Genomic DNA, 14814 nt, shown 5'->3' with positions numbered 1-14814 from the left:
GCGCGTCGTCGCCGTCGGGCTCGGTCGCGGAGACGGCCGACTCCCTGTGCGGGGAGCCGGCCGTCGTCGGATCGCTGTTCAGTGCGTACCGTCCGAGTTGTTGCTGGAACCACCGATCGAGCTGGAACCACCGATCGAGGCGGCCGCGTCGGCGCGGGCCTGCGTCGCCAGCGCCTCCTTCTCGGCCGGGGTGAGCACCGGCGGCTCGGTGGAGGGCTGACGCTTGCCGAAGCCGTGGTACGGGGCCATCGGCGGGCGCTTGACCACCCGGGCGCAGATGCGGGCCATGTCGGCGGTGGAGAGGGTCTCCTTCTCCATCAGCTCCAGGACCATGTTGTCCAGGACGTCCCGGTATTCCACCAGGATCTCCCAGGCCTCGTCGTGCGCCAGCTCGATCAGCGCGCGCATCTCGCCGTCGATCTCGGCGGCCACCGCGTCGGAGTAGTCCCGCTCGTGGCCCATGTTGCGGCCGAGGAACGGCTCGTCGCCGCTGGTGCCGTACTTGATCGCACCGAGCTTGGAGCTCATGCCGTACTGCGTGATCATCGCGCGGGCCAGCTGGGTGGCCTTCTCGATGTCGTTGCCGGCGCCGGTGGTCGGCTCGTGGAAGACCAGCTCCTCCGCCGCCCGGCCACCGAGCGCGTACGCCAGGGTGTCGATCATCTCGGCCCGGGTCTGGGTGTACTTGTCCTCCGTCGGGAGGACGAGCGTGTGACCCAGCGAGCGACCCCGGGACAGGATGGTCACCTTGTGCACCGGCGCGGCGTGCGGCAGCGCCCAGGCGACCAGCGCGTGCCCACCCTCGTGGTACGCGGTGATCTTCTTCTCCTGGTCGCTCATCACCCGGGTCCGGCGCTGCGGGCCGGCGATCACCCGGTCGATCGACTCCTCCAGGGAGTCGTTGGTGATCGCCCGCTGCTCCTTACGGGCGGTGAGCAGCGCGGCCTCGTTGATCACGTTGGCCAGGTCGGCGCCGCTGAAGCCCGGGGTACGCCGGGCGACCGCGTCGAGGTCGACGTCGGGCGTGAACGGCTTGCCCTTGGCGTGCACCCGCAGGATGGCCTTGCGGCCCTCCATGTCGGGGGCGTCGACCGGGATCTGCCTGTCGAACCGGCCCGGGCGCAGCAGCGCCGGGTCGAGGATGTCCGGCCGGTTGGTGGCGGCGATCAGGATCACGCCGCCCTTGGTGTCGAAGCCGTCCATCTCGACCAGAAGCTGGTTGAGCGTCTGCTCCCGCTCGTCGTGGCCGCCCCCCATGCCGGCGCCACGGTGGCGGCCGACCGCGTCGATCTCGTCGACGAAGACGATCGCCGGGGCGTTCGACTTGGCCTGCTCGAACAGGTCGCGGACACGGCTGGCGCCGACGCCGACGAACATCTCGACGAAGTCGGAGCCGGAGATGGAGTAGAAGGGCACCCCGGCCTCGCCGGCGACCGCGCGGGCCAGCAGCGTCTTGCCGGTTCCGGGCGGGCCGAACAGCAGCACGCCCTTCGGGATCTTGGCGCCGAGGGCCTGGTACTTCGCCGGGTTCTGCAGGAAGTCCTTGATCTCGTGCAGTTCCTCGACGGCCTCCTCGGCCCCGGCCACGTCCGCGAAGGTGGTCTTCGGCGTGTCCTTGGTGATCATCTTCGCCTTGGACTTGCCGAAGTTGAGCACCCGCGAGCCGCCACCCTGCATCTGCGACATGAAGAACAGCAGCAGGAGCACGAGAAGCGCGATGGGAAGCAGGTTGACCAGCAGGCTGACCCAGATGCTGTCCGACGACACCTTGGTGTCGACCGGGCCGGTGATCCGGTCCGCCGCCTCGGCCTCGCGGACCTGGTTCCAGACCTGGCCGCCGACCTCGTACGGGAACTGCGCCTCGATCTTGTCGGTGGTGGTGTCGTCGCCGAACTTGGCCTTGTCCTTCAGGTCGAGCTGGAGCGTCTGCTCCTTGTCCTGGAAGACGACCTTCTCGATGCCGCCCTTGTTGAGCTGGTCGAGCGCGACAGACGTGTCCACCCGGTGGTAGCTGGGACCAGCGGTGAACAGTTGACTGAGCACAACGGCGCCGAGGATGACCAGGATGATCCAGACCACCGGTCGGCGGAAGAAACGCGTACGTTCCATGCTGTTGTCGGGTGCCGAGGCGCCCGCATCCTCCTGATCGACGTCCTGACCGTCTGAATGGTGTCGCCGCCTTGAGCGGCGGCCGGGGCCGCCGTGCGGGCCGGCCCGACCCCCGGGGCACGCAAACTGCCGCACCACGGTCATTCGACGGTACACCGTACGCGCGACGAGCGAGCTTGCGAGCCCGTCACTTACGCGCAGGGCGAACCCGGGTTTGGGCCGGCGTGGCGGGGAGCTCCGCACCCGGCCCACCCATACCGCACGGTCAGCGGTTCGAGGGGTCGGGCGTGGAGGGTGCCTCCACGTCACCGGCCCCTACCGTAGACCGGAAGGCTGAGAGCCCGCTGAATGTCCGCTGACGAAGGGCTCGGCGGAACTCACGCCCGCGCGTACACCTCGGGCTTGAGCACCCCGACGTAGGGCACCTCGCGGTAGCGCTCGCCGAAGTCGAGGCCGTAGCCCACGACGAACTCGGTGGGGATGTCGAATCCGACGTACTTGACCGGAACCTGCACCTTGACCGCGTCCGGCTTGCGGAACAGCGCGACCACCTCGACGCTGGCCGCGGAGCGCGACTCCAGGTAGCGCAGCAGCCAGGACAGGGTCAAACCGGAGTCGACGATGTCCTCGACCACCACCACGTGCCGGCCGGCGATGTCCCGGTCCAGGTCCTTGAGGATGCGGACCACGCCGGACGAGGTGGTGCCCTGGCCGTAGGAGGAGACGGCCATGAACTCCAGCTCGGCGGGCGGGCCCTGGCGGCCCAGCGCGCGGGCGAAGTCGGCCATGAACATGACCGCGCCCTTGAGCACGCAGACGAGCAGGAGGCCGTCCTCGACGTGCGCGTAGTCCGCCGAGACCTGCTTGGCCAGCTCCGCGGTCTTGTCGCGGATCTGGGCCTCCGAGATGATCACGTGGTCGATGTCGGCGTCGTACCAGGAGCCGTCAGCCATGCTCCTAGCCTGCCGTACGCCCCACGGCGGCCGTCGGCGGGGCCGCTCCTTTTGGCGCGGTCCCGCCGGGGATTTTCGGCGCGATCTGAACAAATCACCTCAGCAGGTACGGGAGCGCCAGCGCTGCCCGTCATCGCTCGGCTTCCAGTCGGCCGAGTCGCGGGTGTCGGCGGTGAGCCCGAAGGCGCTGGCCCCGACGAGGAGAAGCAGGAAGAGCAGGAACAACAGAACGGTCATGGCGGCGCTCGCTTTCGCATGGTTGAGACGGTTTTCGCCGCCGGTGCGCACCGGACACCATTGATTCTGCGAGCCACCGACCGATACGGACAGTGGCAGGAATGTCATTGGGCATCGATTTACTGCCACCGGTCGGGTTACCCTCGTCACATGCTCCGCTCGGTCGCCGTCATCGTCATGGACCAGGTCGCCGCGTTCGAGCTCGGCGTGCTCGCCGAGGTCTTCGGCACCGACCGCACCGCCGACGGCTTCCCCAGCTACCGGTTCGATGTCTGCACCGCCGACGGCGGCCCGGTCCGCAGCCGCTCCGGATTCCTGCTCGCCCCCACCGCCGACCTCACAGTGGTCGAGGAGGCCGACCTGGTGGCGGTGCCCGCGCACGCCGACGGCGCCCCGGTGCCCGAACCGGTGCTCGCCGCGCTGCGCCGCGCCGCCGACCGCGGAGCCTGGCTGCTCAGCGTCTGCGCCGGCGCGTTCGTCCTCGGCGAAGCCGGCGTGCTCGACGGGCGTGCCTGCACCACCCACTGGCGCTACACAGACGAACTCCAGCGACGCTTCCCGGCCGCCCAGGTGCAGTGCGACTCGCTCTACGTGCAGGACGGCCGGCTGCTCACCAGCGCCGGCACCGCCGCCGGCATCGACGCCTGCCTGCACCTGGTACGCCAGGAGCACGGCTCCGCCGTGGCGACCCGGCTGGCCCGCCGGATGGTCGTCCCACCGCACCGCGACGGCGGCCAGTCCCAGTACGTCGAGGCGCCCATCCCGAAGGCCCCCGAGGCGCCCACCCTGGAACCGGTGCTGGAGTGGCTGATGGGGCACCTCCGCCACCCGGTGACAGTGGACGAGCTGGCCGCGCGCGCCGGCATGGCCCCGCGCACGTTCGCCCGCCGGTTCCGCGCCGAGACCGGCACCACCCCGCACGACTGGCTGACCAACCAGCGGGTGCTGCTGGCCCGGCACCTGCTGGAGGACACCACGCTGAGCGTGGAAGGCGTCGCCGAGCAGGCCGGCTTCGGCGACGCGGCGGCGCTGCGGCACCACTTCACCCGCCGCGTCGGCACCACCCCGCTCGCCTACCGCACCACCTTCCGCGAACGCACCACCGCCTGACGCTCCCCCTCCACCCGGCCCACCCGGCCCGGCCCACCCCGGCGATCATGAAGTTGACCGTGGATTTCGTCCGTTTCCTCCCCGTCAACCTCATGATCACCGCCCCCCGGGTGGGCCCGCTTCCCGCGCCGCACCCGCGATCAAGGAGTTTGCGGGCTGCCGGAGGCGTGAAGTGGACACAAAGTCCTTGATCACTGCCAGGCGAGGCGAGGCGGGAGGGGCGAGACGCCGCGGGGCGCCAGGCCGCCGGAGTGGCGGCGCGAACCCGGCTGGATCACCGGTCAGGGCAGGAGGTGACCGGCCTGGCGGCGTACCTGGTGGCCGCCGGGCAGGTGCACCGGGCCCTGGCCGCGCCAATCAGTGACCAGGGCGTCCAGCGCTGCCACGTGACTGTGGGACAGCGCGGCCGGCGCGGCGCCCAGCTCGCGGGCCCAGGTGTGCAGCACCCGGGTACGGACGGCGGCCGGCAACCCGGCCAGCCCGTCGACGGAGAGCGCACGGCCGTCGGCCCGGACGTCGGCCAGCGCGGCGTCCGCGAGCGCGGCGAGCGCGGCGTTGTCCGCGGCGAGCAGGCGGGCGGTACGGGCCAGGTTCGCCACCACCCCCGGCCCGAGCGCGTCGACGAGTGCCGGCAGCGCGTCGGACCGGACCCGGGCCCGGGCGTACGCGGGGTCGGCGTTGTGCGGGTCCGCCCACGGGTCGAGCCCGAGCGCGGCGCAGGCGTCCCGGGTGTCGGCACGTGGGATGTCGAGCAGTGGGCGCAGCAGGGATACCCCGTCGAGATCACGACTTTCCGGCATCCCGGACAGCCCTCGTGGCCCGGCGCCCCGGGCCAGCGCGAGCAGGACCGTCTCGGCCTGGTCGTCCCGGGTGTGCCCGAGCAGCACCCCGGCCGCGTGGTGCCGGTGGGCCGCCGCGACCAACGCCTCGTACCGGGCCTCGCGGGCGGCCGCCTCGGGGCCGCCGGGCCGGCCGTCCACCCGTACCGGAAGCACCTCGACCGGGTCGAGCCCGGCCGAGCGGGCCCAGGCGGCGACCGCCTCGGCCCGCTCGGCGGAGCCGGGCTGCAGGCCGTGGTCGACTGTCACCAGGCCCGCCGGGCGGCCGAGGCGGGGAGCCACGAACGCGGTGGCGGCGGCGAGCGCGAGCGAGTCGGCGCCGCCGGAGCAGGCCACCAGCACCGGTCCGGCGCCGGGCAGGCCGGTCAGCGTCCGGCGTACGGCGAGCCGCACGGCGGCGACGGCGGGAGCGGGCGACGGAGAGCGGCGCGATCGCGCGCCGGAATCAGCCCGGCCGGGGCGATCCACCGAGCCAGCCGGATCCGCCGAGCCGGCGGGACCGCCCGGCACGACCGAGCCAGCCGAACTCAGCGCACCGACCGAACTGGGCGAACCACCCGGGCCGGGCGGGTCAGCCGAGGGGCGGGGTGGCACCGGCGGGCCCGTGTACGCGGTTCACCCAGGCGTCCGGGTCGCCCAGCTCGTCCAGGCGCGGCAGCGTCAGCGGCGACGAGAAGATCTTGTTGAAGCCCGGCATCCCCACCCGGTCGACCACGCCGTGCACGAACTTGCGACCCTCGGCGTACTGGCGCATCTTGACCTCGATGCCGAGCAGCCGCCGGATCGCCTTCTCCAGCGGGTTGCCGGACTCGCGGCGGCGGTTGAACGCCGCCCGGATCGACTCGACGCTGGGGATGACCTGCGGGCCGACGCCGTCCATCACGAACTCGGCGTGCCCCTCCAGCAGCGTCATCAGCGCGGTCAGCCGGTCCAGCACGGCGCGCTGGGCCGGGGTCTGCACGATGTCCAGCACGCTGGCCCGGCTCTCCGGGTCCTTGACCGCGTCGGAGAGCGTCGCCACGCCGCGGCGGAGCCGTTCCAGCAGGTGCTCGCCGCCCTGGGAGGCGTCCACGAACGCCTGCACCTCGCCGAGGAAGTACGCGCGCATCCACGGCACGGCGGTGAACTGGGTGCGGTGGGTGACCTCGTGCAGGCACACCCAGAGCCGGAAGTCGCGCGAGTTCGCGCCGAGCTTCCGCTCCACCTCGAGGATGTTCGGGGCCACCAGCAGCAGCTGGCCGGGGTCACCGGCGAACACCTCGTACTGGCCGAGCACGCGGCCGCTGAGGTACGCCAGCACGGTGCCGGCCTGCACACCCGTCACGCGGGAGCCGATCGCCTCGGTGAGCGCGCCCGGCCGCTTGTCGCCGGAGAGGCGCTCCACGAGCGGGGACACCACCTCACGCAGCCCGGCGATGTTCGCCGCGGCCCAGTCCCGGCGGTCGACCACGCGTACCGGCGGGTGGGCGACCTGCGGACGCAGGCCGGTGTAGTCGGCGACGTGCCCGGCCGCCTCCTCGGTCAGCCGGCGCAGGTCGCCGACCACGTCGGTGGCCTCGGCGTACGACACCCGGGGGCCCGACTTGCTCAGCGCCCCCGCTGTCGCGGCGGCCAGATCCCAGTCCACGAACTGCGCCATGAACCCACCGTACCCGCGCCGGAACACCCCCACCCGGGCTCGCGCCCGCCGATCGACGCCCGTCGGTCAGCGGCAGCCGCACCCGGCCAGCGCGGAGGTGATCCGGTCCAGGGCCGCCCGGGTCTCGTCCAGCGAGCCCTGCGTCCGGTCGGTGAGCACGGCGAACGTGAGCAGCCGGCCGTCGGCGGTGGTGACCGTGCCGGCGATGGCGTTGACCCCGCTGAGCGTGCCGGTCTTGGCGCGCACCACGCCCGCGCCGGCGCTCGTCGCCGCCGCCCGGTAGCGCTCGTCGAGCGTGCCGGACCAGCCGCCGACCGGCAGGCCGCCGAAGATCGCGGCGAGTTCGGGGTGGCTGCCGTTGCCGGCGAGCGTGATCAGGTCGGTGAGCAGCGAGGGGCTGATCCGGTTGGTGCGGGACAGCCCGCTGCCGTCGGCCAGGCTGATCTCGCCGGCCGGCAGACCCAGTTCGCCGAGCACCTGGCCGGTGGCCGCGGCGCCGCCGGCGAACGAGCCGGGTTTGCCCTTGGCGAGCGCCACCTGGCGGGCCATCGCCTCGGCGATCACGTTGTCGCTGTCGCTGATCATGATGTCGACCAGCCGGATCATCGGCAGGGACTCGACGGTGCCCAGTTCGGCGCCGGGGGCCGTACCGGTGGCGCCGGACGCGGCCGGCGCGGTGCCCCGGGTCACCTGGGCCGCGCCGCCGGTGAGCCCGAGCAGCTTGGCGAACTGCCGGCCGGCGGTCAGGTCCGGCTGGGGCACCCGTTCGGCGGCGTGGTTGGTCTGCTCGGCGGTGCGGCGCGCCTCCGCCGGGTTCTTCCGGGCGCCGTCGGTCATCAGCGCGGTGATCGCCGCGCCGAACCCGCCGGTGGGGATGTCGGAGTCCCAGCCGGGTTCGAAGACCGGGCCGGTGAACAGCGACGAGTCGACGATCACCTTGGTCGGCGCGGTGCCGCCGAGCGCGTTGCGCACCTGGGCGGCGAGGTCGTCCAGCCGGGCCGCGCCCGGGTAGAAGCCGTCCTTGTCCACGGCGAGCGTGGGGTCACCGCCGCCGACCAGGACCACCTCGCCCGGGTTCGGGCCGGCCACCGCCCTCGTCGGGATCCGGTAGGCCGGGCCGCGCGCCGCGAGCACCGCCACGCCGGTCGCCAGCTTGGTCACCGAGGCGGGCACCGTCGGGGTGTCCTGGCCGCTGCCGTAGAGCGCCTGGCCGGTGCTCACGTCGGCCACCGACAGGTGCACCCGGTCGCCGAGCGCGGCGGCGCGCACCAGCGGGTCCAGGGCGGCGCGGATTCCGGCCTCGGTGGGCAGCGGGGCGTTGCCGTCCGGCCCGGCCAGCACGGCCGGCGGGGTGGGCTCGGGCGGCGCGGCGACCGCCGTACCCGAAGAACTGTCGTCGCCCAGCCAGCCCGCGACCGGACCGGGCCGGAACACGGCCAGCCCGGCGACCGCCAGGGCCAGCACGAGTACGCACGCGAGCGCCGCGACCAGCCGGGAGCGGCGACGCGGCGCGGCCGGAGGCGGGGAGGGCGGGGGCGGCGCGGCGCCGGCCGGTGGGACCGGCGGGCTCACCGGGATCGGACCCGGAGCCGGACGGTGGGGGACGTTCGCACCCGGGACGGACACCCGGCCGGTGGCGCCACCGGAACCGGAACCCCCGGAAGCGGACCCGTCAACCCTCTCGGGGCGGTAGTGTGAATCTTCCCTCCCCACGGCCCCCTCCTCCCCGCTCGAAATCGCCTTGGGCGACACTACTTCGGTCCGAACACTATGCGGCGGCCGAGGCCGACGGGGGGCGTTCCCCCGCGCCGGGGGCGAACCGCTGGTTCCGTTAGCCAGCGTGGGCAAACGAGGGAGCGTGGGAGATGGATTTCGACGTCACGGTTGAGATCCCCAAGGGTCACCGCAACAAGTACGAGGTAGACCACGCGACCGGCCGCATCCGGCTGGACCGTACCCTCTTCACCTCCACGCAGTACCCGGCCGACTACGGCTTCATCGAGGGCACCCTCGGCGAGGACGGCGACCCGCTGGACGCGCTGGTGCTGGTGCCCGAGCCGACCTTCCCCGGCTGCCTGATCCGCTGCCGCACCATCGGCATGTTCCGGATGACGGACGAGAAGGGCGGCGACGACAAGGTCCTCTGCGTGCCCTACGAGGATCCGCGCCAGGAGCACCTGCGCGACATCCACCACCTGGGCGAGTTCGACCGGCTGGAGATCCAGCACTTCTTCGAGGTCTACAAGGACCTGGAGCCGGGCAAGTCGGTCGAGGGCGCGACCTGGGTCGGCCGGGTCGAGGCCGAGGCGGAGATCGCCGCCTCGTACCGGCGGGCCAAGGAGGCCGAGGAGCGCGGCGAGACGCTGCACTGACGCTCACGCTTTCGCCGGAGGCCCGGGTCGCGCTTCGCGACCCGGGCCTCCGCGTGTTCAGGCGAGCAGGTCGCGGGCCCGGTCGTAGAGGCCCAGCACCGCGCAGGCCACCGGCACGACCGCGACCACCAGCGCGGTGTCGGTCAGGTCGGCCAGCCGGCCGAGGTACGGGGAGACAGGTCGCCGGGCGTACGTGGCGCCCGCGGTGACCGCGACCAGGGCCAGCGCCAGCCCGCCCACGGCCAGCGCGAACCGGCCGGCCGGACCGGCGTGTTCGGCCAGCACCGCGCCAAGCAGGGCGTACCCGGCCAGCCCGGCGACGACGGCGGGCACCCGGTGGCGGACCGCCACGAACAGCCGGGAGCGCAGCAGCAGCACCCCGCAGGCGACGGCGGCGAGCAGCAGCCCGGCGGTCCGGCCGGTGGCGACGAGCACCGCGACCGCGCCGACCGCGAGCAGCGCGTGGCCGAGCAGCATCCCGGTCAGCACCTCCTCGGCGCGGGCCACCGCCGCGTGCACCCGGCCCCGGTCCGGCAGGTCCCGGGTGCCGGCCGGGCTGGGCAGGGTGAGCGGCGGCAACGGCAGCTTGCCGACCCGGATGGCCAGCAACGGCAGCCCGCCGAGCGCGAACACCAGCACGGCGAGCAGGACGGCTGCGGCGCCGGCCGGGTCGAGCAGCAGCCCGCCGAACGCGGACGCCACGCCGGCCACGCCTGCCGTCACCCCGGCCACGAAGACCCGGGACCGGCTGGCCACGCCGAGCAGCCCGAGCACCGCCACCAGCAGCAGCGCCACCGAGCCGACGAGCAGTTCCGGAGCGCCCACCCAGCGCAGGCCGGGAATCGGGCCGACCGGATCGCCGGAGGCGACGGCGAGCGCGCCGGCCGTCGCCGCCCAGGGCAGCGCGTACCCGCCGAGGGTGGCGCCGACGGCGCCGTCGCCGTACGCCCGGGAGGCCGCGGTGGCGGTGAGCACCAGGATCAGGGCGACCGCCGCGGCGACCGGCCAGCCGCGCTCGTCCGGTCCGGCCGCGACGACGGCGACCAGCCCGACGGCCAGTGGTACGGCGGCGCCGCCCAGCGCGGCGGCCCTTGTGGCGCGGGCCGACCAGGCGGCGCCCCGGCGCCGGGCCCCGTCGACTATCGCCTCGACCACATCGTCGTACTCCAGCTCGGGCCACTCGGCACGGGCCGGCACCAGGTGCAGCACCTCGCCGTCGCGGACGCCCTGCGGCAGGAGCGCCTGCGCGGTGGCGAGCACCCCGCCGTCGGTGCGGCGCAGCACCCACCCACCGTGCCGTTCCCCGTCGTCGGCCAGGCCTTCCCCGGCGTGCCGGAGCACCTCGGGCAGCAGCTCGGCCAGGGGGACCTGCTCCGGTAGGGCCACGTCGACCCGCCGCCGGGGCGCGCTGATGGTGACCCGGGCGAGCCCGCTTGTCATCGAGGCACCTCCATATCGAGCGGGAACAGTGGGCTGACGGACGAGAGGACTTTACCTACGATGAGCCAGGCTCGGGTTACCCAGAGCCACTTCCGGGGAGGGTGAGTGTCCACTGTCGTCATCAAGCGGCCGCCACGCCGCCCGGCGCCGGAGATTCCGGTCGGCGAGCTGCCGGTCGAGGCGCCGCCGGAGATCCCGGTGGCGACCGGCGGGCGCTGGCAGCAGGCGCTGATGGTGCTGCCGATGCTCGGCGGGACGGTGGCCATGGCGATGATGTTCGGCCGCGGCGGCGGCGCCTACTCGTACGTGGTGGGCGGCATGTTCGGCCTCTCCTCGCTGGCGATGCTGGTGACCACCTGGGGCAGCGCCGGGCCGAAGAAGTCCGAGCTGATGGCCGCCCGCCGGGAGTACCTGCGGCACCTGGCCACGCTGCGCCGCCGGGTGCGGGAGACCGCCGGCGCGCAGCGGGCCGGCCTGTCCTACCGCCATCCCGATCCGGGGCGACTCTGGTCCACCGTCGACAGCCACCGGGTCTGGGAACGGCGGCCCGACGACGCGGACTTCGCCGTGGTCCGGGTCGGTGTCGGGCCGCAGACGCTGGCCACCCCGCTGGTCCCGCCGGTCACCCGCCCGCTGGAGGAGCTGGAGCCGATGACGGCCGGGGCGCTGCGGCGCTTCCTGGACGCGTACTCGGTGGTGCCGGACCTGCCGGTGGCGCTGTCGCTGCGCAGCTTCGCCCGGGTCTTCGTGCGCGGGCCGGCCGGCCCGGTACGCGGCACCGGATCGCCCGCCGCGCAGGCGCTGGCCCGGGCGGTGCTCACCCAGCTCGCCGTCTTCCACGCGCCCGACGAGCTGCTGATCGCGGTCTGCTCCGGGCCGGAACGCCGGGCCGCCTGGGAGTGGGTCAAGTGGCTGCCGCACGCCCACCACCCGAGCCGTACCGACGCGCTCGGCCCGGTGCGGCTGGTCACCAGTTCCGCCGCCGACCTGGAACGGCTGCTGCACGACGTGCTCGGCGCCCGGTCGCGGTTCAGTCCGCACGGCGTGGCAACGGACGGGCCGCACGTCGTGGTGGTGCTCGACGGCGGCGACCTGACCGGGGCCACCGACCTGGCCGGCGACGGCGGCATCGACGCGGTCACCGTGCTCGACCTGGACACCCCGCCGCCCCGGCTGCTCGACCGGTACGCCCTCCTGCTCGACCTGGTCGACGGCCGGCTGCACTCGCACTCCGCCGAGGGGCACGCCGAGGTGGGCGCCGCCGACGCGCTGGCGACCGCCGACGCCGAGGCGGTGGCCCGGCGGCTCGCGCCGCTGCGGCTCGCCGGCACGGTACGCGGGCCGGACGCGCCGCCCGGCGCCGAACCCGGCCTGCCCGAGCTGCTCGGGCTCGGTGACCCGGACGGCTTCACCGCAGAGCAGGGCTGGGCGCCCCGGGCCGCGCGGGACCGGCTGCGGGTGCCGATCGGGGTGGGCGCGGACGGCGGCGCGATCGACCTCGACCTGAAGGAGTCGGCGCAGGACGGCATGGGCCCGCACGGCCTGCTGATCGGCGCGACCGGCTCCGGCAAGTCGGAGCTGCTGCGCACGCTCGTGCTCGGGCTGGCCGCCACGCACAGCTCGGAGCAGCTCAACTTCGTGCTCGTCGACTTCAAGGGCGGCGCCACGTTCGCGCCGTTCGAGCGGCTGCCGCACACCGCCGCCGTGATCACCAACCTGGCCGACGCGCTGCCACTGGTGGACCGGATGGTGGACGCGATAAACGGTGAGCTGATGCGCCGGCAGGAACTGCTGCGCCGGGCGGGCAACTTCGCGAGCGTGCGCGACTACGAGCGCGCCCGGGCGGCCGGCTCGCCGCTGGCGCCGCTGCCGTCACTGCTGCTGATCTGCGACGAGTTCTCCGAGCTGCTGTCCGCCAAGCCCGACTTCATCGACCTGTTCGTGCAGATCGGCCGCCTGGGCCGGTCGCTCGGGGTGCACCTGCTGCTGGCCAGCCAGCGGCTGGAGGAGGGGCGGTTGCGCGGGCTGGACACGCACCTGTCGTACCGGATCGGGTTGCGGACGTTCTCGGCGCTGGAGTCGCGGACGGTGCTGGGCGTGCCGGACGCGCACGAACTGCCGCGCAGCCCGGGGCACGGCTACCTGCGTTCCGGCACCGACCCGCTGGTGCGGTTCAAGGCCGCGTACGTCTCCGGCGCGGTCCACCGGCGCGGCGGGCCGGCGGGCGCGCCCGACGCCGGTGAGTCGCGGGTGCTCGCCTTCTCCACCCATCTGGTGCCGGTGCCCGAGCCGGCCACGCCCGCCGCCCTCCCCGCCGAGGACGACAGCGGCGAGACGCTGCTGGACCTGCTGGTGGACCGGCTGTCCGGGCAGGGCCCGCCGGCGCACCAGGTGTGGCTGCCGCCGCTGGACGCCTCGCCCGCCCTGGACGAGCTGCTCGGCCCGGTCGGCGCCGACCCGGTACGCGGGCTCACCGTCGCCAACCCGGAGCTGCACGGGGCGCTGCAGGTGCCGGTGGCGGTGGTGGACAAGCCGTTCGAGCAGCGGCGTGACCTGCTCTGGCTGGCGCTGGACGGCGCGGCCGGGCACGTCGCGGTGGTCGGCACCACCCGCAGCGGCCGGTCCAGCCTGCTGCGCACCCTGGTCTGCGCGCTGGCGCTCACCCACACCCCGGCCGAGGTGCAGGTCTACTGCCTCGACTTCGGCAGCGGCACGCTGGGCACGTTGCGCGACCTGCCACACGTGGGCGGTGTCACCGGGCGCTCCGACGGCACCGCGGTGCGCCGTACCGTCGGCGAGGTCGCCGGCCTGCTCGCGGAGCGGGAGCGGCGCTTCGCCGAGGCGGGCGTGGAGTCGATGGCCGCGTGGCGACAGCGCCGGGCGGCGGGCGCGACCGACGCCTTCGGCGACGTGTTCCTGGTGGTGGACGGCTGGAACACCCTGCGCGGCGAGTACGAGGACCTGGAACCGCTGGTCACCGAACTGGCCACCCGCGGCCTGGCGTACGGGGTGCACGTGGTGGCGACCGCGCTGCGCTGGTCGGACTTCCGCCCGGCGATCCGCGACCTGTTCGGCTCCCGGCTGGAGCTGCGCCTGGGCGACCCGGCCGACTCGGTGGTGGTCAAGCGGGCGCTGGCGGCGACGGTGCCGGAGGAGCGGCCGGGGCGGGGCATCACCGCCGGCGGGTTGCACTTCCTCACCGCCTTGCCCCGGGTCGACGCGCTCGGCGGCGAGACCGCCGACCTGGTGAAGGCGGTCGCCGGGGCGTGGACCGGTCCGCCCGCGCCCCGGGTGCGGCTGCTGCCGCCGGTGCTGCCCTACGCCGAGCTGGACCAGAGCGCGACAACCGGGCTGGCGTTCCCGATCGGCGTGGCGGAGGCGGACCTCGCCCCGGTGGTGCTGGACTTCGCCACCGAGCCGAACTTCATGGTCTTCGGCGACGCCGAGTGCGGCAAGTCGTCGTTCCTGCGCGCGCTCGCCACGTCGATCGTCAACCGRTTCACCCCGGAGCAGGCCCGGGTGATGCTCGTGGACTACCGGCGCAGCCTGATGGGCGTGATCGACACTCCACACCTGATCGGGTACGGCACGGCGGCGCCGCACACCGCCGAGCTGATCGAGTCGGCCGCCGGCTACCTCGCGGGGCGGCAGCCCGGACCGGAGGTGACCCCGGCTCAACTGCGCAGCCGGTCCTGGTGGCAGGGGCCGGAGCTGTTCGTGCTGGTGGACGACTACGACCTGGTGGCCGGCGGCCCGACGAACCCGCTGCGCGCGCTGGAGGAGCACCTGCCGCACGCCCGGGACGTCGGGCTGCATCTGGTGCTGGCGCGGCGGACCGGCGGGGCGGGACGGACCGCGTACGAGCCGATCGTGCAGCGACTGCGGGAGTTGTCCACGGCCGGGCTGGTGATGTCGGGCGGCCCGGAGGAGGGCGCGCTCGTCGGTCAGGTGAAGGCCGGGCCGCTGCCGCCGGGCCGGGCCCGTCTGGTCACCCGTCGTGAGGGGGTGCGCCTGGTGCAGTTGGCGCATCTTCCGCCCGGGTGATCCGAAGTGCCGAGTTGGCCCGTGACGGCCGGGACAACCGGTAATCTCCGAGCGGCATGTGTCTGACGCGA

At 74.1% G+C, this 14814-nt stretch carries 10 protein-coding genes; 3 read left to right on the top strand and 7 right to left on the bottom strand.

Features of this window, described 5'->3' with window-relative positions; all coding sequences use genetic code 11:
• Window positions 1-78: 78 nt before the first annotated feature.
• From ftsH to A8711_RS32435, 3 genes are all read right to left on the bottom strand, one after another.
• Window positions 79-2109 (bottom strand): ATP-dependent zinc metalloprotease FtsH, encoded by a 2031-nt coding sequence (gene ftsH / locus A8711_RS11915; protein WP_043327886.1) that lies wholly within the window; start codon window positions 2107-2109, stop codon window positions 79-81.
• Window positions 2110-2486: 377 nt separating this feature from the next.
• Complete coding sequence (gene hpt, locus A8711_RS11910) at window positions 2487-3062, bottom strand: hypoxanthine phosphoribosyltransferase (protein ID WP_013288988.1); 576 nt, start codon at window positions 3060-3062, stop codon at window positions 2487-2489.
• Window positions 3063-3161: 99 nt separating this feature from the next.
• On the bottom strand, window positions 3162-3299 hold the full coding sequence (locus A8711_RS32435; protein ID WP_167435576.1) for a hypothetical protein: 138 nt from the start codon (window positions 3297-3299) through the stop codon (window positions 3162-3164).
• Window positions 3300-3449: 150 nt separating this feature from the next.
• On the opposite strand from A8711_RS32435, the gene A8711_RS11905 reads away from it, so the two are divergent.
• The gene (locus A8711_RS11905) at window positions 3450-4409 is read left to right on the top strand and encodes a GlxA family transcriptional regulator (protein WP_069088232.1); all 960 of its coding nucleotides are present in this window, start codon (window positions 3450-3452) and stop codon (window positions 4407-4409) included.
• Between the two features lie 281 nt (window positions 4410-4690).
• On the opposite strand, the gene tilS is transcribed toward A8711_RS11905, so the two are convergent.
• From tilS to dacB, 3 genes are all read right to left on the bottom strand, one after another.
• Entirely contained in the window at window positions 4691-5641 is a 951-nt protein-coding gene (tilS, locus tag A8711_RS11900; protein WP_069088231.1) for a tRNA lysidine(34) synthetase TilS, read from the bottom strand.
• A gap of 178 nt (window positions 5642-5819) precedes the next feature.
• Window positions 5820-6887 (bottom strand): zinc-dependent metalloprotease, encoded by a 1068-nt coding sequence (locus tag A8711_RS11895; protein ID WP_043330860.1) that lies wholly within the window; start codon window positions 6885-6887, stop codon window positions 5820-5822.
• Window positions 6888-6953: 66 nt separating this feature from the next.
• Window positions 6954-8459, bottom strand: a complete 1506-nt coding sequence (gene dacB, locus A8711_RS11890; protein ID WP_369830110.1) for a D-alanyl-D-alanine carboxypeptidase/D-alanyl-D-alanine-endopeptidase — start codon at window positions 8457-8459, stop codon at window positions 6954-6956.
• Between the two features lie 293 nt (window positions 8460-8752).
• Here dacB and A8711_RS11885 point away from each other — a divergent pair, with 293 nt between their 5' ends.
• Window positions 8753-9259 carry an inorganic diphosphatase gene (locus tag A8711_RS11885; RefSeq protein WP_013288994.1) on the top strand — a complete coding sequence of 169 codons (507 nt, stop codon included), beginning with the start codon at window positions 8753-8755 and terminating at the stop codon, window positions 9257-9259.
• 57 nt (window positions 9260-9316) lie between these two features.
• Here A8711_RS11885 and eccD read toward each other — a convergent pair whose 3' ends face one another.
• Entirely contained in the window at window positions 9317-10699 is a 1383-nt protein-coding gene (gene eccD / locus A8711_RS11880) for a type VII secretion integral membrane protein EccD (protein ID WP_069088230.1), read from the bottom strand.
• Between the two features lie 105 nt (window positions 10700-10804).
• Between eccD and eccCa the strand changes: the two genes are divergently transcribed.
• Window positions 10805-14743 carry a type VII secretion protein EccCa gene (gene eccCa / locus A8711_RS11875; RefSeq protein WP_069088229.1) on the top strand — a complete coding sequence of 1313 codons (3939 nt, stop codon included), beginning with the start codon at window positions 10805-10807 and terminating at the stop codon, window positions 14741-14743.
• Window positions 14744-14814 lie beyond the last annotated feature (71 nt).

Origin of the sequence: Micromonospora sp. II (genome assembly GCF_001709195.1) — a bacterium.
Lineage (GTDB): Bacteria > Actinomycetota > Actinomycetes > Mycobacteriales > Micromonosporaceae > Micromonospora > Micromonospora chalcea.
Note: the sequence above shows the minus strand (reverse complement) of the source record. Positions and strands in the feature narration are given on the sequence as shown.

Bases quoted from the DNA above. Each gene is read 5' to 3' on its own strand.
- ftsH (WP_043327886.1), bottom strand. From the start codon at position 2,109: ATGGAACGTACGCGTTTCTTCCGCCGACCGGTGGTCTGGATCATCCTG.
- hpt (WP_013288988.1), bottom strand. From the start codon at position 3,062: ATGGCTGACGGCTCCTGGTACGACGCCGACATCGACCACGTGATCATC.
- A8711_RS32435 (WP_167435576.1), bottom strand. From the start codon at position 3,299: ATGACCGTTCTGTTGTTCCTGCTCTTCCTGCTTCTCCTCGTCGGGGCC.
- A8711_RS11905 (WP_069088232.1), top strand. From the start codon at position 3,450: ATGCTCCGCTCGGTCGCCGTCATCGTCATGGACCAGGTCGCCGCGTTC.
- A8711_RS11895 (WP_043330860.1), bottom strand. From the start codon at position 6,887: ATGGCGCAGTTCGTGGACTGGGATCTGGCCGCCGCGACAGCGGGGGCG.
- A8711_RS11885 (WP_013288994.1), top strand. From the start codon at position 8,753: ATGGATTTCGACGTCACGGTTGAGATCCCCAAGGGTCACCGCAACAAG.
- eccD (WP_069088230.1), bottom strand. From the start codon at position 10,699: ATGACAAGCGGGCTCGCCCGGGTCACCATCAGCGCGCCCCGGCGGCGG.